This window comes from Salinibius halmophilus, assembly GCF_003577475.1.
Classification (GTDB): Bacteria; Pseudomonadota; Gammaproteobacteria; order Pseudomonadales; family Natronospirillaceae; genus Salinibius; species Salinibius halmophilus.
The window spans coordinates 117,993-135,771 of sequence record NZ_QPEP01000011.1 but is presented as its reverse complement, the minus strand read 5'-3'; the positions used below and the strand labels follow the sequence as shown (position 1 = coordinate 135,771).

General features: G+C 49.4%; 18 protein-coding genes. 14 read left to right on the top strand and 4 right to left on the bottom strand.

Annotation, left to right across the window (positions count from 1 at the left end; translation table 11 throughout):
* Window positions 1-21 precede the first annotated feature (21 nt).
* From hisB to hisF, 3 genes are read left to right on the top strand one after another with little or no spacing between them, the layout of a single operon-like run.
* Window positions 22-612: an imidazoleglycerol-phosphate dehydratase HisB gene (gene hisB / locus DUW71_RS13525; RefSeq protein ID WP_407690498.1), complete on the top strand. Its 591-nt coding sequence runs from the start codon at window positions 22-24 to the stop codon at window positions 610-612.
* The gene (gene hisH / locus DUW71_RS13520; protein WP_119395792.1) at window positions 612-1,250 is read left to right on the top strand and encodes an imidazole glycerol phosphate synthase subunit HisH; all 639 of its coding nucleotides are present in this window, start codon (window positions 612-614) and stop codon (window positions 1,248-1,250) included. Before hisB ends, hisH begins: the two co-directional genes overlap by 1 nt.
* A gap of 2 nt (window positions 1,251-1,252) precedes the next feature.
* Window positions 1,253-2,014: an imidazole glycerol phosphate synthase subunit HisF gene (gene hisF / locus DUW71_RS13515; RefSeq protein WP_119395791.1), complete on the top strand. Its 762-nt coding sequence runs from the start codon at window positions 1,253-1,255 to the stop codon at window positions 2,012-2,014.
* 3 nt (window positions 2,015-2,017) lie between these two features.
* On the opposite strand, the gene DUW71_RS13510 is transcribed toward hisF, so the two are convergent.
* Window positions 2,018-2,893, bottom strand: coding sequence for a helix-turn-helix transcriptional regulator (locus DUW71_RS13510; RefSeq protein ID WP_119395790.1), 876 nt, complete (start codon window positions 2,891-2,893; stop codon window positions 2,018-2,020).
* A gap of 149 nt (window positions 2,894-3,042) precedes the next feature.
* On the opposite strand from DUW71_RS13510, the gene DUW71_RS13505 reads away from it, so the two are divergent.
* The 10 genes from DUW71_RS13505 (at window position 3,043) to DUW71_RS13460 (ending at window position 12,316) form a co-directional block, all read left to right on the top strand.
* Window positions 3,043-4,344: an NAD(P)/FAD-dependent oxidoreductase gene (locus DUW71_RS13505; RefSeq protein WP_119395789.1), complete on the top strand. Its 1,302-nt coding sequence runs from the start codon at window positions 3,043-3,045 to the stop codon at window positions 4,342-4,344.
* Between the two features lie 52 nt (window positions 4,345-4,396).
* Entirely contained in the window at window positions 4,397-5,191 is a 795-nt protein-coding gene (locus DUW71_RS13500) for a TIGR00266 family protein (RefSeq protein WP_119395788.1), read from the top strand.
* Window positions 5,192-5,215: 24 nt separating this feature from the next.
* On the top strand, window positions 5,216-5,410 hold the full coding sequence (locus DUW71_RS13495; protein ID WP_119395787.1) for a YaeP family protein: 195 nt from the start codon (window positions 5,216-5,218) through the stop codon (window positions 5,408-5,410).
* Window positions 5,411-5,599 carry a DUF4250 domain-containing protein gene (locus DUW71_RS13490; RefSeq protein WP_119395786.1) on the top strand — a complete coding sequence of 63 codons (189 nt, stop codon included), beginning with the start codon at window positions 5,411-5,413 and terminating at the stop codon, window positions 5,597-5,599.
* Window positions 5,600-5,941: 342 nt separating this feature from the next.
* On the top strand, window positions 5,942-6,508 hold the full coding sequence (locus DUW71_RS13485; protein WP_119395785.1) for a GspH/FimT family pseudopilin: 567 nt from the start codon (window positions 5,942-5,944) through the stop codon (window positions 6,506-6,508).
* Window positions 6,490-6,993 (top strand): type IV pilus modification protein PilV, encoded by a 504-nt coding sequence (gene pilV, locus DUW71_RS13480; RefSeq protein ID WP_119395784.1) that lies wholly within the window; start codon window positions 6,490-6,492, stop codon window positions 6,991-6,993. Before DUW71_RS13485 ends, pilV begins: the two co-directional genes overlap by 19 nt.
* Window positions 6,990-8,045: a PilW family protein gene (locus DUW71_RS13475; protein WP_119395783.1), complete on the top strand. Its 1,056-nt coding sequence runs from the start codon at window positions 6,990-6,992 to the stop codon at window positions 8,043-8,045. Before pilV ends, DUW71_RS13475 begins: the two co-directional genes overlap by 4 nt.
* On the top strand, window positions 8,042-8,533 hold the full coding sequence (locus tag DUW71_RS13470) for a pilus assembly PilX family protein (protein ID WP_119395782.1): 492 nt from the start codon (window positions 8,042-8,044) through the stop codon (window positions 8,531-8,533). The genes DUW71_RS13475 and DUW71_RS13470 overlap by 4 nt, the downstream gene beginning before the upstream one ends.
* 8 nt (window positions 8,534-8,541) lie before the next feature.
* Window positions 8,542-11,898 carry a pilus assembly protein gene (locus DUW71_RS13465; RefSeq protein WP_158584096.1) on the top strand — a complete coding sequence of 1,119 codons (3,357 nt, stop codon included), beginning with the start codon at window positions 8,542-8,544 and terminating at the stop codon, window positions 11,896-11,898.
* A gap of 4 nt (window positions 11,899-11,902) precedes the next feature.
* Window positions 11,903-12,316: a type IV pilin protein gene (locus tag DUW71_RS13460; RefSeq protein WP_119395780.1), complete on the top strand. Its 414-nt coding sequence runs from the start codon at window positions 11,903-11,905 to the stop codon at window positions 12,314-12,316.
* 34 nt (window positions 12,317-12,350) lie between these two features.
* Here the strand turns inward: DUW71_RS13460 and DUW71_RS13455 are convergent, their stop codons facing one another.
* Window positions 12,351-14,009, bottom strand: coding sequence for an FAD-dependent oxidoreductase (locus tag DUW71_RS13455; protein WP_119395779.1), 1,659 nt, complete (start codon window positions 14,007-14,009; stop codon window positions 12,351-12,353).
* 179 nt (window positions 14,010-14,188) lie between these two features.
* On the opposite strand from DUW71_RS13455, the gene DUW71_RS13450 reads away from it, so the two are divergent.
* Entirely contained in the window at window positions 14,189-15,934 is a 1,746-nt protein-coding gene (locus tag DUW71_RS13450) for a putative bifunctional diguanylate cyclase/phosphodiesterase (RefSeq protein WP_119395778.1), read from the top strand.
* On the opposite strand, the gene DUW71_RS13445 is transcribed toward DUW71_RS13450, so the two are convergent.
* Both DUW71_RS13445 and DUW71_RS13440 read right to left on the bottom strand, forming a co-directional pair.
* On the bottom strand, window positions 15,917-16,816 hold the full coding sequence (locus DUW71_RS13445) for a histone deacetylase family protein (protein ID WP_119395777.1): 900 nt from the start codon (window positions 16,814-16,816) through the stop codon (window positions 15,917-15,919). The two genes, DUW71_RS13450 and DUW71_RS13445, sit on opposite strands and share 18 nt — an antisense overlap.
* A 208-nt stretch (window positions 16,817-17,024) precedes the next feature.
* Window positions 17,025-17,777 (bottom strand): LytR/AlgR family response regulator transcription factor, encoded by a 753-nt coding sequence (locus tag DUW71_RS13440; protein WP_119395776.1) that lies wholly within the window; start codon window positions 17,775-17,777, stop codon window positions 17,025-17,027.
* Window positions 17,778-17,779 lie beyond the last annotated feature (2 nt).

Genomic DNA, 17,779 nt, shown 5'->3' with positions numbered 1-17,779 from the left:
GTTAGCCAAAGGTACTGAATTATGTCTCGCACCGCGACAGTAGAACGCAACACGTCGGAAACCAAAATCCGTGTCTCGATCAATTTAGATGGTACTGGCGCTGCCAAGTTCGACACTGGCATGCCATTTCTTGAGCACATGCTGGATCAAATCGCTCGCCATGGCCTTATTGATTTAGACATCTACTGTGACGGAGACAATCATATTGATGACCACCACAGTGCTGAAGACATTGGGATTGCACTAGGGCAAGCCTTTGCGCAAGCCGTTGGCGACAAAAAAGGCATCACACGTTATGGTCATGCTTATGTGCCACTCGATGAGGCATTATCGCGTGTGGTCATCGACTTTTCCGGTCGCCCAGGTTTGATTTATAACGTTGAGCTGACGCGCGCAACGCTTGGGCGCTTTGATACCCAGCTGTTTCAAGAGTTCTTCCATGGCTTTGTTAACCATGCTTTGGTGTCGATGCATATCGACAATATTCGCGGCAAAAATGCGCACCACCAAATAGAGACCGTGTTTAAAGCCTTCGGGCGCGCGTTGCGTATGGCATTAACGCCAGATGCGCGCATGGCCGATATCATTCCGTCAACAAAAGGCACTCTGTAATGCAGCGAATTGCCATCATTGATTACGGCATGGGCAACTTGCACTCGGCAGCAAAAGCGCTTGAGCATGTTGCGCCAAATGACGAAGTAATTGTAACCAGCGACGCTGTAATGATTGGCGCAGCCGACCGTGTTGTACTGCCGGGTGTTGGTGCCATTCGCGATTGTGTTGGCGAAATGCGCCAACAAGGCGTTGATAAAATCGTTAGCCAATTAGTAGAGCAAGGCACACCACTGTTAGGCATTTGTGTTGGCATGCAAGCCATGCTGCAGCATTCCCAAGAAAACGGAGGTGTTGACGCACTTGGTATATTCAACGGTGAAATCCAGCGTTTAAAAGGCGGTTTAGACGAAAGCGGCAACCCGTTAAAAATCCCACATATGGGGTGGAACCAAGTGGCCCAGGCTGAACACCCTATCTGGCACAATATCGACAACCACAGCCGGTTCTATTTTGTTCATAGTTTTGCGGCTCAGCCTAACTTGCCAATTAGCATTGGCCACTGCACCTATGGTGAAACTTTCACTGCTGCCATTGCACATAAGAACATTGTGGCAACCCAGTTTCACCCTGAAAAAAGCCATACAGCAGGTTTGCAACTACTTGCTAACTTTGTTACTTGGCAACCGGAGGCTTAATTATGGGACTAGCCAAACGAATCATTCCTTGCCTTGATGTAGAAGACGGGCGAGTGGTAAAAGGCGTTCAGTTTGTCGACATTCGCGATGCTGGCGATCCAGTAGAGGTTGCTAAGCGCTATAACGATGCTGGTGCCGATGAAATTACCTTTTTGGACATTACCGCCAGCCACCAAGAACGCGATACCACCATTGAAACAGTGCGCCGCATGGCTGCCGAGGTATTTATTCCGTTAACCGTTGGTGGTGGTGTTCGCACTTGTGAAGACATTCGCAACCTACTAAATGCTGGCGCCGATAAAGTATCGATTAACTCAGCCGCAGTATTTAATCCTGAATTTGTTGGCGAAGCGGCCGATCGGTTTGGCAGCCAATGCATTGTGGTTGCCATCGACGCCAAACAAGTAGCAGACAACAAATGGGAAATATTTACCCACGGTGGGCGCAAACCAACGGGCATCGATGCGGTTGAGTGGGCGGTAAAAATGCAAGGCTTGGGAGCCGGGGAAATATTGCTAACGTCAATGGATCAAGACGGCGTGAAAAACGGGTTTGATATTGCGCTAACGCGCGCCGTATCGAATGCCGTTAGCATTCCGGTAATTGCCTCAGGTGGCGTGGGCAATCTACAACACTTGGCCGATGGCGTACTAGAAGGCCATGCCGACGCCGTGCTAGCTGCCAGTATCTTTCACTTTGGCGAGTACAGCGTTAGCGAAGCAAAAGCACATATGGCCGCTTGTGGCATAGAAATGCGCCTTTAGGCGCTATCTAGGAATCTGTTTAAGCCTACGCTCGACTACTTCATCGTGGTCGAGCAAGCCACCACGCGACAAACAGATCGTTTGATCGTTTTGCATCCAGCGGCTGTACATGATGGCCGAAATCTCGGCCGAGCGGCGCTTGCCCTCAGGCATCTGACTGACTAACTCGTGCACAGCAGCTAGGCGCTTGTCTTGCCGAGCGCGATACTCGCCATAAAATGTGCCCGCCGATAGGCTGGCCGTATTGACGCTAAATGTAGCAGCAAACCTTAGGGCTGACGTCAGTGGAATCCGCGAATGTGATTCAATACTTTCGTAAGCCGCGTACGCTTGCGATGACATGCCCATGCATTCCGCGACATAATGCTGGCTATAGCCATGATTTGCGCGGAACACTCTTAGATTTTGGGCAATATTTTGATAGTATTTCTCTTCAAAGTTATCGAACACTTTCGCTAGGTCGATCACTTCATAGCTAGGCGACTCTTCATAATTACAACTAAGCTCAGCAGAAGCGGCAATTACTTTTAGCCAAGCAGTAAACATAGACGGATTAAGGTGCCCAATTACAAACGCAAATGGGCGTAACGTGGTAACCGGCTCTATGTTTGGTACTAGGCTGGCATAAGGCGTATTGAGTAACAGCACATAAATATTATTACCGGTGAGCAACGACCATTTAGCGGTTGTGTGCAACCGAGGGATTTCCGTCCCGTTTTCGAATTTTTTATATTGCGACAGAGAGAGATCAAGCAAGTCTGCCATTCGCCGTTGTGAACGCGCGTGCTGTTTGCGAACAGCAATAAAGTTTGCGCTCACCGCTTGGTGGATATCAGCCTCTAAATTTGAGAAGTCAAGTGCTTGATCAGGGTTAGGCATGGGGTCGCTCCATCGTAGAGCCGTAAACTTTACCTAACAATGTTCATTTTTCAATATCTCTGAGTTGAACCAAGTCACTTAACCACTATTTCGTTGCAATTTATGACCAAAATTTAATATTTCAATTACTTTTCGCTTTAGGAGTTTTTATGGAGCAACCAAAAATAGTCATCGTTGGCGGAGGTGCTGGTGGTCTTGAGTTGGCAACCCAGTTGGGTAAAAAGTATGCCAAAAAAGGCAAAGCCCAGGTAACACTAATCGACCGCAACCCTACGCATTTATGGAAGCCACTGCTACACGAAGTCGCGACGGGTGTAATGGACTCTAATATCGACGATATTTCATACCGCGCAGTGGCCCGCTCGACTGGCTTTGACTTTGTGCTTGGCAATATGGCTGGGCTTGATCGAAGCGCTCGCAAAATCAAGTTGGCTGCTTACCATGATTCTGACAACGAGCTCATTATGCCTGAGCGAGAGGTGGATTATGACTACCTAGTGCTGGCAATGGGGTCGGTCACCAATGACTTTGGTACACCGGGCGTTGCCGAGCACTGCATTTTCTTAGATAGCCCATCACAGGCACAACGTTTTCACCAAAGCTTCTTAAACATGTTGATGCGCCTAAACTCACGCCCAGAGCAGTTCAAAGATGGCAAAGCAAACATACTTATCGTAGGTGGTGGTGCCACTGGTGTAGAGCTCTCAGCTGAACTGGTAAGCGCCGCCGAAACCGTAAAGCAATATGGCTTTAAGGAAGTTAACGCTAGCAAGATCAATATCTCACTGCTCGAAGCTGGGCCAAGACTTTTGCCAGCCCTACCCGAGAGAATATCTTATGCCGCTGCCCGTGAACTCAGCGAGATTGGCGTGACAGTACGCACTGGCAATATGGTTACTTCTGCCGAAGCCAACACCTTAAACACCAAAGAAGGTGAAGCGCTACATGGCGATTTAATCGTTTGGGCAGCAGGGGTGCGTGGGCCAGATCTAATGCATCATCTTGATGGCCTAAGCTTGCAGCGCACCGGTCAGCTAACCATTCACGACACCTTGCAGAGTGTGGATGATGAACGAATTTTTGCCATCGGCGACTGTGCAGCTTGCCCTCAAGGTGACAAGTTTGTACCACCACGTGCCCAGAGTGCCCACCAGCAAGCTTCGCACTTGTTGAAAAACTTCAAGCGTCTGTTTGCCAATCAGCCATTAAAACCATTTGTTTTTGTCGATCGTGGATCACTGGTCAGCTTGTCGCAGTATTCCGCTGTGGGCACGCTAATGGGTAACCTTTCTAGTGGCTCATTGCGAGTTGAAGGCAGAATTGCTCGCCTAATGTATGTGTCACTGTATCGCATGCATCAGATTGCCATTTATGGTTTGCTGAAGACTGGCTTAATCGCCATTACCGACCGCATCCATAGAGTGATTCGCCCAAGGCTAAAATTGCACTAATCTAATAGGCAAGCCAAATGGCTTGCCTTTTTTATTTGATGAGGGAATAAGCATGCAGTGTCATGAAGTGGATTACGAAATCATCGGCGAATCAATGCAGATGGTTGAAGTGGAGCTAGACCCGGGCGAGAAGGTTATTGCCGAGGCTGGTGCGATGAACTACATGGAAGACGACATTAGCTTTGAAGCCAAAATGGGTGATGGTTCAGAAGTGAATGAAGGCTTCATGGGCAAGCTGATGGGCGCAGGCAAACGCGCCTTGATGGGTGAGTCGATCTTTATGACGCACTTTACCCACAATGGCCAAACAGGTAAGCGTCGCGTATGTTTTGCCGCGCCTTACCCAGGCACCATTCTCCCATTGGATATGTCAGCCATTGGCGGCGGTATCACCTGTCAAAAGGATGCATTTCTTTGTGCTGCATATGGCACGAAAGTCAGCATTACCCTAAACCGCAAAATTGGCAGTGGTTTTTTTGGTGGTGAAGGCTTTATTTTGCAACGTTTAGAAGGCGATGGCCGAGCGTTTTTACACGCCGGCGGCACCATTGTCGAGCGCACACTGCAGGCAGGTGAAACACTGCGCGTTGACACAGGTTGTTTGGTGGCCTTTACCGATGGCGTAGACTACAACATTGAGATGCAGAAAAGCCTTCGCAGCGCATTTTTTGGTGGTGAAGGTTTATTCTTAGTCACCTTACGCGGCCCTGGCAAAGTATGGCTGCAAAGCCTGCCATTCTCACGCTTAGCTGACCGTATTATTAAAAGCGCTCCAAGTGCTGGCGGCTCAAGCAAGGGGGAAGGCTCGGTGTTAGGTGGACTTGGCCGAATTATTGACGGAAATTAATTGCAGTAACTTATTGGAGAATTTATGCAACTTGCAGATTGCGCAGAACTAGTTCGACAACGCTATGCTGAAATTGGCAGCGGTGATTTGGGCTATATTCCGGATGCAAAAAGCGCTGCCGTGAAAGCACTCAATGCTATCGTATTAGCACCCAACACCAGTGATGAACTGCGTGAACAAGCCGCTTATGCTGCGGCCAACTTGTTGATGAGCGACTAAATGATGCTGGCAAACTACCAAACCATGGACATCAACCTATTGTTTAGCTTGGTGAATCAGCAATTACGCGACCAGTTTTCGTCACTAGAAAAGCTTTGTGCTTATCATGATATTGAGCAAGCAGTACTCGAGGCGCGTTTACACAGTGCAGGGTTTGACTACTTGCCAGAAGCTAATCAGTTTCGCTAGCCAAACACAGGGCGCGCCTGCGCCCTAACACGTCATGACTTTTTAATACCAATAGCGCTGCCTAAAGTGTCACTCTTTGACACTAATTTCTGCCGGCAACAGCCCCCAAAAATACAATCTAAAAACATGTGAACAGTGATCATTCAGATTACTGTCGAGATCGAATACATAGTGTCATTTTGTTGAACAATCCCCAAACCTAGAACAGCGTTCAAGTCGTTTTTGTTTATCTATTCGGTGCAACTTCCTAACACTTGGTACACAACATGCACTCCAATACACGGTTATTATGTGAACCATGCACGCAAATTAAGAGATACAGATCACGTGCTAGGAGGCAAAATGAATACGCAACACTTACACAAAGAAACAGGCCTAACCTTGGTTGAAATCATGATCACCCTATCGGTCATGGCAATTTTGGCGGCTATTTCAGCACCAAGTTTCAATAGCGTATTGGCATCTACGCAGCAGGTCAGCGTGCGTGACCACGTGATCAACTCATTAGCGATTGCCAGATCAGAGGCCGTTACCCGTGGCACCAGCATATTCGTATGTCCAAAGTCGGAAACCAGCTACCAGTGTGCAACCGATTCCACTACTGATACCAGCTGGCAACATGGCTGGGTTGTGTTCGTGGATAGTGACGCCAACGGGACTGCCTCGGACAACGAAGTCCTACAAGCATTTGACGCCCCTAACAGCAACATCGACTTCAAATTCGCTGGTGGCAAAATTCAGTTCGACCATCAAGGCCGCTTAGCCAGCAGCCACGTTGGCCGACCTATTTTCCTATTAAGTTCTACCGATACATCTCGCACTAACGCACTAGAAGTTCGACCAACTGGCCGGGTGCGCATCTGTGACGATTGGCAAAGTGAGAACGGCGTATGCGTGCGCAACAGCTAGGTAGTGGACTTATCGAGGTAATGGTTGCCCTAGTGATCCTTTCGATTGGGTCACTAGGGATGATTTCTATGCAACTAAGTGCCCTGCAGCAAAGCAACAACGCCTACTTGCGCACGCAAGCCACGATTAAAGGCACAGATATTCTTGATCGAATTCGCTCAAACCCAGAAGCAATGACTGGGTATTTGGTGAGTTCTGGCAGCGAAAACACCGCTTGCTGGAACTGGCAAGGGGATGCCACCGGCTGCTCGGCAGCAAACTTAGCCGCAGCCGACCTGCATGATTGGCAAACCGCCTTGGCTGCCATTCTACCTTCCGGCGCTGGACGGGTTTGCCGCTCTGACCTAACAGATGACTTACCTGGGCAGCCAGATTGTGAGGCTGCCAATAGCAACCATCCCATAGTTGCTTACATTTGGTGGCAAAGTAGCCGAGACGCTAACGCCACGCCAGAAATGTTAACCATGAGTGCGGAGATTCAATGATGCGCCGCCAAGCAGGTATCTCGTTAGTGGAACTAATGATCGCTATGGTCATTGGCTTAATCATAATCGGGGCTGCCATTGGCGCCTTTTTATCAAGCCGACAAAGTTACTCGGTGCAGTCTGAACTCATTCGTTTGCAAGACAACGCTCGATTCGCCATCGATACGATGCAGCAGTCGTTGCGCCAAACTGGCTTCCTTGGCTGCAATGGCGCCGTGACACCTGGCAACACCGTCATCAATGATGGCAGCTTGAGCCCTTTTTTATCCGAGCAAACCATTCTAAGTGGCGGCAACAACATTGCAGCGGCAACCAGCTTTGGCCTACCTTTAATCGCCAATCAAGATTGGGTGATGGTGAGCTACGCCGATGTTAGTGAACAATGCGTGGTCGACAGCCACGACGTAACCAACGCACAAGTCAGTTGCCAAGCTACTAACCCCTTTGTGCAGGGGCAGCTACTACTGGCTACCGACTGCAAACAGAGCATTATCTTTCAACAAAGCAATGCAGTGAACACCAGCAACCCTGCCGCAGCAACCGCTCGCTTGCTAGAACATAAAAACGACACGGCAGCCAAACCCGGCAACTGTACACAAGGGCTAGGCAATCCAGTTAGCTGCACGGTCGCTGGCAATCGCTACGAGCTTGCGCGTGGCAGTATCATTATGGCGCTGCAACGGTCTCGCTTTGTTGTCGCGAACAACGATTTTAATATTCCAACCCTCTATCAGCAGGAACTAACAACCAACGCGGGCGAACTAAGCGTTAACAACATAGAGCTAGTTGAGGGTGTTGAGCGCATGCAGTTGCTATTTGGCTTGGATCTCAATGGTGATGGCAGCCAACTGGCCTACCTACCGATCAACCAGATTGATACGGCTGATTACGATGACATTGTTGGCGTAAGAGTTTCTTTGTTATTGCGCAGCGAGCAAGCAAACCTTGGCGATCAGACTAGCCTGACCTTCGCTAACGAAACACTTAGTTTCAATGACGGCAGACTGCGCCGAGTATATACCGCCCACATCGCATTGAGGAATCGCCTATGAAAACGCAACAGGGTGCCACACTCATTATTAGCTTAATTATTCTGCTGGTGCTGGCATTAATTAGCGTGGCCGGCATTCGTGCAGTGGTATTAGAAGAGCGCATGGTGGGGAATCAGCGCGATGTGCAGTTAGCATTTCAGGCCGCCGAAGCCGCACTTGAGCATGCTGAGCAAACCGTAAAAAGCTTCAGTACAACCCCATTAGCCAGTGATTACGACTGGCTATATAACCGCCAAGATGCCACGCCATTGTGGCAACAAGTTAATTGGCAAGACCCAGACGCCGTAGCGGACTATGGAGGGCCGGCATTAGGCCAATTATCGCAACAACCAAAGCATGTAGCTGAGCTGCTGATGACGGTATCGGCGAATGATAGTTTAGAAGTGGGCGCTGTCGACGATAGTCAGCAGCTCTATCGCATTACGACAAGGGCCACCGGCCAGTCCGATAACGCTGTGGTCATTATTCAGTCTATATATCGCCAATGAGGGACATCATGAAACCAATAATAACGATTGCCATTCCCTTAGCCTTAGTTAGTACACCGGCCTTGGCAGATATGGCGCAAGAACCGCTTTTTTTAGGGTCGGCAGTAAAGCCAAACATTTTCTTTTTGGTTGACGACTCAGGCAGTATGGACTGGGAAATTCTAAAGAGTGATGGCGCCCTCGCTGTTCCAAGCTACAGCGGATATGCCAATAGCGGTAGTTTTGATCGCACGCCAACACCTTCAGACACCAGAGAAGCGCTGGAATCCTGCGCCGGTTACAACGTGCTGTATTACGACCCAACAAAAACCTATGAGCCTTGGGCAGGGGTGGATAAAAATGGCCAGCCCTATGCCAATCAAGTCATCACAGGGGCACGTAACAACCCTTACGACCCAGATGAAGGCGTCACCAACTTAACTCAACACGATGGTTCACAAGGTGTGCCCGGTTATTTTGTTTGGACCGATGACGGCGACGGTGTATTTGAACGTGGTGAGTGTCCAGAACCTGGGCGGGCTGGTTATGATCATAAAGCTGATTTTGTCACCACCACGTCAGTCTATGGCTCATCGAACATTATGAGCGCCATGGAGATGCAAAACTTTGCCAACTGGTTTACCTATTACCGCAAGCGTGAATATGTTGCGAAAGCGGCACTATTAAAAATTATCGCTGAATCGGATGCACGCTTAGGGCTAGCCACCTTGCACCGCAACAGCAGCGTTGGTTATCCAGTACAGGATATGACCATTGATAATCACAGAGCCGAGTTAATGGCGCAGGTTGCCAGCATTAGTTCCAACGGCGGCACGCCACTGCGCACCCGTCTGAACTGGGTTGGTCAGTACTTTGAAGATCGACGCCCTAGCAACTTATTCGGTCGCAGTGTCGGCACACCGATACTATCAGAAGACCTAGGTGGCACCTGTCAGCAGAACTTTTCGGTGGTGATGTCGGATGGCTATTGGAATGGTTCTAGCCCAGGCATTGGCAACGCCGACAGCGGCACTAGCGGTGATAACTACAAGACACGCTTTGATGGCGGCTCATATGCCGACCTTTATAGTAATACGCTTGCAGACGTTGCCATGCATTATTACGAGCGCGACCTAGCACCAAACTTAGCCAACAATGTGCCTGTTAACCCAGCGGATGATAATAGTGCCCAACACCTTGTTACCTATACGGTGGCGTTTGGTGTCAATGGCACTCTGGATATTTCACCACAGGATCCATCTGCCTCATTTAACTGGCCTCAGCCAGTGGCTAACGAGCAAAGCACTATTGACGACCTGCGCCACGCAGCTTGGAATGGCCGCGGAGAGTTTCTTAACGCATCCGATCCAAGCGCACTATCGGATGCATTTTCACGCACCATCGCCAGCATTGAAGGTAGAGTCTCCAGTTCCGCCTCGGTAGCGGCGAACACCACCCAATTGTCTACCAATAGCCGCTTATTCCAAGCTCGCTTTGATAGCAGCAACTGGAGTGGCCAGTTACTTGCTTACCCTGTCAATCAGTTCACCGGTAAACCTGAAGACGCCATTTGGGATGCCGCTGAAAGAATGCCACAATGGGATGAGCGCACTGTAGTAACGAGCCATAACAACAATGGCATCCGCTTTAGCTGGTCACAATTAACCGACGCGCAGCGTTTATCCCTCAACGTTAACCCCGTTAGCGGTAATTATGATGGTCAAGGTGAGAGCCGCCTTCGCTACTTGCTTGGCGATGCCACCTTTGAAGGGTCACGCTACCCTACGCGCAAGCCTAATGGTGCTCAGGGTAACCTTGGCGACATCGTGCACTCAAACCCGTTCTATATCGCACCGTCTGCCCAATTTGGCTACCAGCAACTGACTGGTGAAGGCGCAAGTTACGCGAGCTATGTGGCGAACAAGCGTGCGGGATCAGAACCGGCAATGATCTATGTGGGCGCCAACGATGGCATGTTGCATGCCTTTAACGCCAGTGGCACGGAAGAGAACTGTACACTAGGCACAGGCGGTTGCGCAGGTGAAGAGCTATTTGCCTTCATTCCTAAAGCCGTATTTGGGCAACTGAATGCATTAACTCAAATAAATGGTCGCCACCGCTATTTTGTTGACGGCAGCCCAGTTGTCAGCGATGCCTATGTCTCCGGCAGCTGGCGCACGGCATTGGTGGGCACACTGGGTGCAGGCGGCAAAGGACTTTTCGCTTTAGATGTTAGTGAGCCAAGCAAATTTGGCACAAGCGACGTGTTTTGGGACTTATCTGCCGCCGATTTCAGCCAAGATACTAGTGGCCGCAGTGACTTAGGCTATATTCTTGGTGAAGCCACCATAGTGCGCTTAGCCAACGGTAAGTTCGCAGCGATCACCGGCAATGGTGTTAATAGCGACTCAGGCCGCGCACTGCTTTATATCATTCCACTTGATGATCCAAGCAAGATGATCACTATAGATACTGGTGTTGGCAGCACAACTGCACCAAACGGTCTATCGTCACCACTTGCCATTGATACCAATGGTGACCGAATCGCCGACACCGTTTATGCCGGTGACTTACGAGGTCACATGTGGGAATTTGACCTATCGGCCTCTAGCACAGATGAATGGGTAGTCGCTAATGGTGGCAATGCCTTGTTTAGAGCATGTCGCAATAACAACTGCAACAGCCCACAGCCGATCACTTCGAAACCGCAGGCGGTGCGCCATAACGGTGGCATCATGGTGGTATTTGGCACCGGCAAGTATTACGAAAACAACGACAGTCAGGTTGATGCCAATGACTATCACAGTTTTTATGCCATTTATGATGATGGCAATGCGGTGGCTGGGCGCAACAACCTACTAGAACAGCGCATTATTGCTGAGCTCGCCAGCAGTGAAGGGCGCAATGCACGCGTTACAACAAGTTCAACGTTAGACCTAGCCGTTCATGACGGCTGGTATATTGATTTCCGCCAACCTAGTTCACCCGGCGAGCGAATTGTCGTGGAACCCGTGGTTCGCTTTAACCGAGTGATCTTCCCTACCCTTGTGCCGAACAATAATCCTTGTGCCTTTGGCGGCACCAGCTGGTTAATGGAGCTAGATATTCGCAGCGGCAGCCGCTTACCTGAGTCAGTTCTCGACACCAACCAAGATGGTGTGGTGAACGACGATGATCGGGTTGTTATCAACGAGGGGCAAGATGATGAAGCGCCTGTCGTCGCCTCGGGCGTTCAGTCACAGAACAACATTATCGGCCGCCCAGCCATTATTGCCGACGATACACAAGAATATAAACAGTTCTCGGGCAGCACTGGCAATATTGAAACCATTGCCGAGGACTCAGAAGCCAAGTTCGGCCGCCAATCCTGGATACAACTGAGGTAATTGAATGAAGCAACAGGGCTTTAGTTTGATTGAATTAATGATAGTGGTCGCCATTATTGGCATTTTATCGGCCATAGCGTTACCTGCATATAGCAGCTATATCGAGCGTACACACCGCAGTATTGCCGGTGCAACCTTGCACGAACTAGCTAACTTTATGGAGCGTTATTACACCGCTAACGGGCGCTATGTCGACAGTGGTGGCACGGCACCGAGCTTACCATATGCCCAATCACCAAGTGATAGCTCAGCTGTGTATTCCGTCGCCCTGACCGCCTCGGCTAGCACTTACACACTTACCGCAACACCGATTAGCGGTGGGCGAATGGATGGCGATACCTGTGGTGCATTAAGCTTGCAAGCCAATGGGGTGAAGTCGGTCAGTGGTAGTGCAAGTGTGGCAGAATGCTGGCGTTAGCCAGCATTCTGCAGGTATGTAGCTTGAGTGGCACTTATTGACCAATGCGCTCATACATTTGATACGTTTTATAACCACCGGCCAGGTTGCGCACTTTAAAGCCATGCTGCTGTAGCAAGCGATAGGCCACATAGCCACGCAAACCAACTGCGCAGAACACGACAATGGTGCGATCTTTTGGTAGCTCATCCAAACGATTACGCAGCTCATGCAAAGGAATGTTCTTCGCTTCTTCAATGGTGCCAAGCACACCAATTTCCGCTGGGTTGCGCACATCCACAAGATAAGCATCTTCTGTACAATCCGGTACATTACTGCCATGACACAACTCAAGGTCACCACGAACAACGTTTGCCGCAACAAATCCAGCTTGGTTGATCACGTCTTTGGCTGAGCCAAACGGTGGTGCGTAGCAGAGCTCTTGCTCTTCTAGGTCGAATACCGACAAACCAGCTCGAATGGCCACAGCCATCACATCGATACGCTTGTCCACACCTTTAGCACCAATCGCCTGTGCGCCATACAGTTTGCCATCTTCAGGGTTGAACAATAGTTTTAGCGATACAGGCGTTGCGCCTGGGTAATAACCAGCGTGATCCTGTGGGTGTACATATACTTTTTCGAACGGCAAACCTAGCTTCTTCAACTGCTTCTCATTGGCACCCGTATTGGCTGCCGTAAGATCGAACACCTTACAAATTGATGTGCCTTGCGTATGTTTGTACTCACTATCACGACCAAAAATAACTTCCGCGGCAATACGGCCTTGGCGGTTGGCAGGGCCCGCTAATGGAATCAATACCGGCTGCTGAGTAACAAAGTCGGTCACCTCGATGGCATCCCCAACAGCATAGATATCTGCCACGGAACTTTTCATCTGGGCGTCTACTTTAATGCCGCCAGTCGTGCCAATTTCCAAACCCGCCATCTGCGCTAGCTTGGTTTCTGGGCGAACCCCTATGGCCATAATCACCATGTCGGTTTGCATGGTTTCGCCGTTTTGCAGCGTAAGGGTGAGCCCTTCACCGTTAGGTTCAATTTTCGCCAAGGCATTGCTAAGCTTTAACCGCACACCATTGCGGCGCATTTCTTGATGAAGCGGCGTGGCCATTTCTGGGTCTACTGATGCCATAATTTGTGGCAGCATTTCTACCATAGTGGTTTCAATACCACGATGAATCAAGGCTTCGGCCATCTCGATGCCAATGTAGCCCCCGCCTACCACCACCGCCGACTTTGGTGCTTCAATATTGATCTGGCGAATGATGCGATCCATATCTGGAATATTACGCAGAGTAAAAACAGCGTCACTGTCGATACCAGGAATAGGTGGGCGAATTGGGCTAGCACCTGGCGATAGAATTAGGGCGTCATAGGTTTCTTGGTACTCGTTGCCCGTTGCCAAATCTCGTGCGGTCACGGTTTTGGCCGCACCATCAATGTTAATGACTTCCGTTCGAATACGAATATCCAGCTCAAAACGTGCTTTCATCGACTCAGGCGTTTGCACTAGCAGTTTGCTTCGCTCAGCAATTTCGCCACCAATGTGATAAGGCAAGCCACAGTTAGCAAATGAAATAAAACTATCTCGCTCGAATACAATGATTTCGGCGTTTTCGTCTAACCGGCGTGCACGCGCTGCCGCTGATGCGCCACCAGCAACCCCACCTATGATGACAATTTTCTTGCTCATAAACTCTCTCCCAAGCTATAAATATTTTGGTTATAACCTTATAACCAAAACCAAATTCCTGCACTGACCTGTGTCATTTGCAGGGCGTGCGTCTTTTGTCGATTGCCCACTACCAAGCCTTAAGCACAGTTACGACTACTCGTCTAAGCTTATAGCGTAGCTAGTTTTTGTGAGACGATATGACTCATCGCTTGGCGCTTGCCGCCTTTGTTTTCAGCTCGATTTTTGCCGCCTTTATGCTGTGGTATTTACCTATGCATAGCTACTGGCTGGTGCCTACTGCGATCGTCCTATTACTACTGTTGATCTTTGCCAGCGTCTGGGCGAATAACACCAACAAGGTGGCACAACTACCTAGGCAAAACCCATTGCCTGTATTAGTAGTAAAAGCTGATGGCAACCTGATTTTTGCTAACCCTAGTGCGAACATGCTTGCGTGTAGATTGTTTGGAGAAGAAGCAAGCGCGGCAGACTTATTGCCCAGTGCTTTGCTAACAAGCATTCGCAATGGCAATATCCCAACTACCAGCCCTATTTTTCAAATTGACCAGTACTGGTATCGATTTTTACTGGCGCAAAGCGACACCAAAGAATGTTTTTGTTACTTAGAAGATGTAACGGAAAGTGAAGAGCGCCGCCTCAAACTTGAGTATATGGCTTATCATGATCCGGTTACTAACCTAGGGAACAGAGCCATGCTGCTGGAAAAAATAGAGCAGCTAGCCGACGAAGACCATTATTTAACACTCGTACTCGTTGCCATAGAGAGTTTAGATGAAGCCGCTAGTGTGCAAGGGTTACCAGCAACCGAGCACTACTTAACAATACTAGCGGAAAATTTAGCTCGTATCTTTAGTTCGGTTATCAAGAACATAGAAGTCACCACCGTAAGGTTTAACGGCTATGAGTTCGGGGCATTGTTTCCTTGTGAGTTGTCGGATGCGCAAAAGCATTTGATAGAGGAACAACTTATTGCTTTGTTAGGGCGTCCGCAATCCATTGCTAACCGAGACTATTGGCTGAACTACTACATTGGTATGGCGGGCACCAACCCAAAAAATGCCGAGCACCTACCAAGACGTGCTCATGTAGCACTCTATAGTGGGCGAGCGAACGATCAACGGTTCCAGTGTTACGATGTTCATCTAGAGCAGTTGATAGCTGAGCGAGCAAGGCTTGAGCAAGCGCTTAGCCAAGCAATAACAAACAATGAGCTAGCACTGCATTATCAGGCCCAAATTAGCATCAATGATAATCACCTAGTTGGCTTTGAGTCGTTAATGCGCTGGCAACATGAGGGTAAAATGGTTTCTCCAGGCATTTTTATCCCCATTGCCGAGCGCCATGGTTTAATTCGTGAGCTGGGTGAATGGGCAATTGATGAAACCTGCCGTACGTTGGCTAAATGGTTGCAAGAAGGCCATCAAACAATGATCGCAGTGAATGTATCGGCGCAACAGTTTATCGACCCCAACTTTGCCCGTATTGTTCGCCAAGCCATTAGTAAATATCAAGTGCCACCAAGCTGCTTGCAACTAGAAATCACTGAGAGCTTATTAATGGAAGACGAGCAGCAATCACTGCGGTTAATGCGAGAACTGAAAGCACTTGGCGTATCACTTGCCATTGACGATTTTGGCACTGGTTATTCCAGTTTTGCCTATTTAAGTCGCTTTCCAGTCGACAAGCTAAAAATCGACCGCTCCTTTATTCTGGGCTTGAGCAAAGGGCCAAAAGACGAAGCCATCGTTGCAGCCATGTTAGACGTAGGGGAAAAACTAGGCATGCAAGTGATTGCTGAGGGGGTGGAGCATGATCATGAAATCAGCAAACTGAAGCGCCTAAACTGCCAGCTGGTACAGGGGTTTTACTTCAGTAAACCCTTGCCAAGTGAACAAGCCATCAAGTTATTTGACGAATATTGAATGCGCTGCCTGTACGATGATCCCATGCCGCGCAGCCAAGGCAAAATGATCATGATCGTAACCGCCGCCAATCACGGTAGACACGGGTATTTGAAGTGCTTGGCAAGCTTCCAGCACCATACAGTCTCGCTTCATAATGCCTGCCAACGAGAGGTTTAACTTACCCAAACGATCACCTTGATACACATCCACCCCAGCATCATAAATCACCACATCGGGGTCAACATCAAATAGTACATTGGCCAGCACCGTTTCTAACACTGCCAAATAATGCTCGTCGCCATCGCCCGCAGGTAGCTCGATATCATAATCGCTATGTTGCTTTTCAAAAGGAAAGTTATCAACACAGTGAACAGAGCAAACAACCGCCTCAGGCACTGATGCCAGAATCGCCGCCGTGCCATCACCTTGGTGCACATCGAGGTCGATAATGAGTACCTTTTTGCCCTCATTGACTAACTTCACCGCCGCGAAGGCTAGGTCGTTGAGCATGCAAAACCCACTAGCTCGGTCGGCAAACGCATGGTGCGTCCCCCCTGCTAAGTGGCACGCAACACCATATTGCATGGCAAGCTTGGTTGCTAAATAGGTGCCGTTAGGCGAGATAAAAGTGCGGTCTATCAGCGCCCGGCTCCAAGGTAACCCCACCGCTTTCCAATCTGGGTTAAACCTAGGCCCTGCTGCTAGCGCGCCCAAATAATCCTTGTGATGGACTTGGATCAGGTCTTCATACTTAGCCGACGTTGGCGTAAACACATTGTTCTGCCCCACATAGCCGTTCTCGCTCACCCAGCGCATTAGCAGCTCAAACTTGCGCATAACAAACCGATGCTTAACGGGAAAAGGTGGTGAATAACCAGGATGGTAAACAAGTGGCAGCATTCAAGAGTTCCATATCGATGCCAGTAACAAAGACATATCGAATGGTGTCTTCGGTGTTCGATATGAGACCGTCACCCGCAGGGAGCGGGTGTCGAGGCTACAGGGACGTACTTGCGCCGTGTCGAATAGCGAACTCCGTAGACACCATACCGAATTGTTAAATGGCATAGGCTTTAAAAAGTCAACCTAGGTTACTACGCTTGCTACCCTACATAGGTTTAAACTGGCTGGCGAACCGGCGGCTGACTGCTACTTGTAGGCCATTGGTCATCGTACAGGCAAGAGTATTGTCTTCATCTGGCGCAACCTGGTCGAGCCAGTGTAAGTTGATTAACGCACTGCGGTGTACCCGGCGGAACATCTCTGGCGATAATTGTTCCTCTAGCTGCCTCAACGACGTGCGGATTAAGAACTCGCCACGATTAGTGTGCACCGTTGTGTACTTATCCTCTGCCACACAAGCAATGACATCGGCCACATTGACCATACGCACTCCGGCTCGGTCACTTACTTCAAGCCAACGGCGGAAATGCTGCTCGCCGCGCAAAGATTTGATTGCGTTGAGCACTTCCGCTTGCTCGTCATTCTTTTGCGTTAGGCGTTGCTCAATCCGCTTAACGGTGTCCTCTAGGCGGTCACGGTCTAGTGGTTTGAGTAAGTAATCAACAGCATTTTGCTCAAAAGCCGCTACCGCATACTCATCATAAGCCGTTAAAAACACGATGACTGGTGGGCAGCTCATTTCGCTGTTGATAATACTCGCCACCTCTAGGCCATCAGGCGCTGGCATACGAATATCAACAAACAGGACTTCTGGTTCGTGTTTTAAGACTTCCTTAACCGTGTTTTGCCCATTGCTGGCGGTAGCAACAATATCTAATTCTGGCCACACCTCGGCCAGGGCTCGGCGCAAATGATGCAGAATAATAGCTTCGTCGTCAGCCAGCACAGCTGTAGTCATGT

Bases quoted from the DNA above. Each gene is read 5' to 3' on its own strand.
- hisH (WP_119395792.1), top strand. From the start codon at position 612: ATGCAGCGAATTGCCATCATTGATTACGGCATGGGCAACTTGCACTCG.
- DUW71_RS13465 (WP_158584096.1), top strand. From the start codon at position 8,542: ATGAAACCAATAATAACGATTGCCATTCCCTTAGCCTTAGTTAGTACA.
- DUW71_RS13455 (WP_119395779.1), bottom strand. From the start codon at position 14,009: ATGAGCAAGAAAATTGTCATCATAGGTGGGGTTGCTGGTGGCGCATCA.
- DUW71_RS13460 (WP_119395780.1), top strand. From the start codon at position 11,903: ATGAAGCAACAGGGCTTTAGTTTGATTGAATTAATGATAGTGGTCGCC.
- DUW71_RS13475 (WP_119395783.1), top strand. From the start codon at position 6,990: ATGATGCGCCGCCAAGCAGGTATCTCGTTAGTGGAACTAATGATCGCT.
- DUW71_RS13505 (WP_119395789.1), top strand. From the start codon at position 3,043: ATGGAGCAACCAAAAATAGTCATCGTTGGCGGAGGTGCTGGTGGTCTT.
- hisF (WP_119395791.1), top strand. From the start codon at position 1,253: ATGGGACTAGCCAAACGAATCATTCCTTGCCTTGATGTAGAAGACGGG.
- DUW71_RS13440 (WP_119395776.1), bottom strand. From the start codon at position 17,777: ATGACTACAGCTGTGCTGGCTGACGACGAAGCTATTATTCTGCATCAT.
- hisB (WP_407690498.1), top strand. From the start codon at position 22: ATGTCTCGCACCGCGACAGTAGAACGCAACACGTCGGAAACCAAAATC.
- DUW71_RS13500 (WP_119395788.1), top strand. From the start codon at position 4,397: ATGCAGTGTCATGAAGTGGATTACGAAATCATCGGCGAATCAATGCAG.
- DUW71_RS13450 (WP_119395778.1), top strand. From the start codon at position 14,189: ATGACTCATCGCTTGGCGCTTGCCGCCTTTGTTTTCAGCTCGATTTTT.
- DUW71_RS13485 (WP_119395785.1), top strand. From the start codon at position 5,942: ATGAATACGCAACACTTACACAAAGAAACAGGCCTAACCTTGGTTGAA.
- DUW71_RS13445 (WP_119395777.1), bottom strand. From the start codon at position 16,816: ATGCTGCCACTTGTTTACCATCCTGGTTATTCACCACCTTTTCCCGTT.
- DUW71_RS13490 (WP_119395786.1), top strand. From the start codon at position 5,411: ATGATGCTGGCAAACTACCAAACCATGGACATCAACCTATTGTTTAGC.
- pilV (WP_119395784.1), top strand. From the start codon at position 6,490: ATGCGTGCGCAACAGCTAGGTAGTGGACTTATCGAGGTAATGGTTGCC.
- DUW71_RS13510 (WP_119395790.1), bottom strand. From the start codon at position 2,893: ATGCCTAACCCTGATCAAGCACTTGACTTCTCAAATTTAGAGGCTGAT.
- DUW71_RS13495 (WP_119395787.1), top strand. From the start codon at position 5,216: ATGCAACTTGCAGATTGCGCAGAACTAGTTCGACAACGCTATGCTGAA.
- DUW71_RS13470 (WP_119395782.1), top strand. From the start codon at position 8,042: ATGAAAACGCAACAGGGTGCCACACTCATTATTAGCTTAATTATTCTG.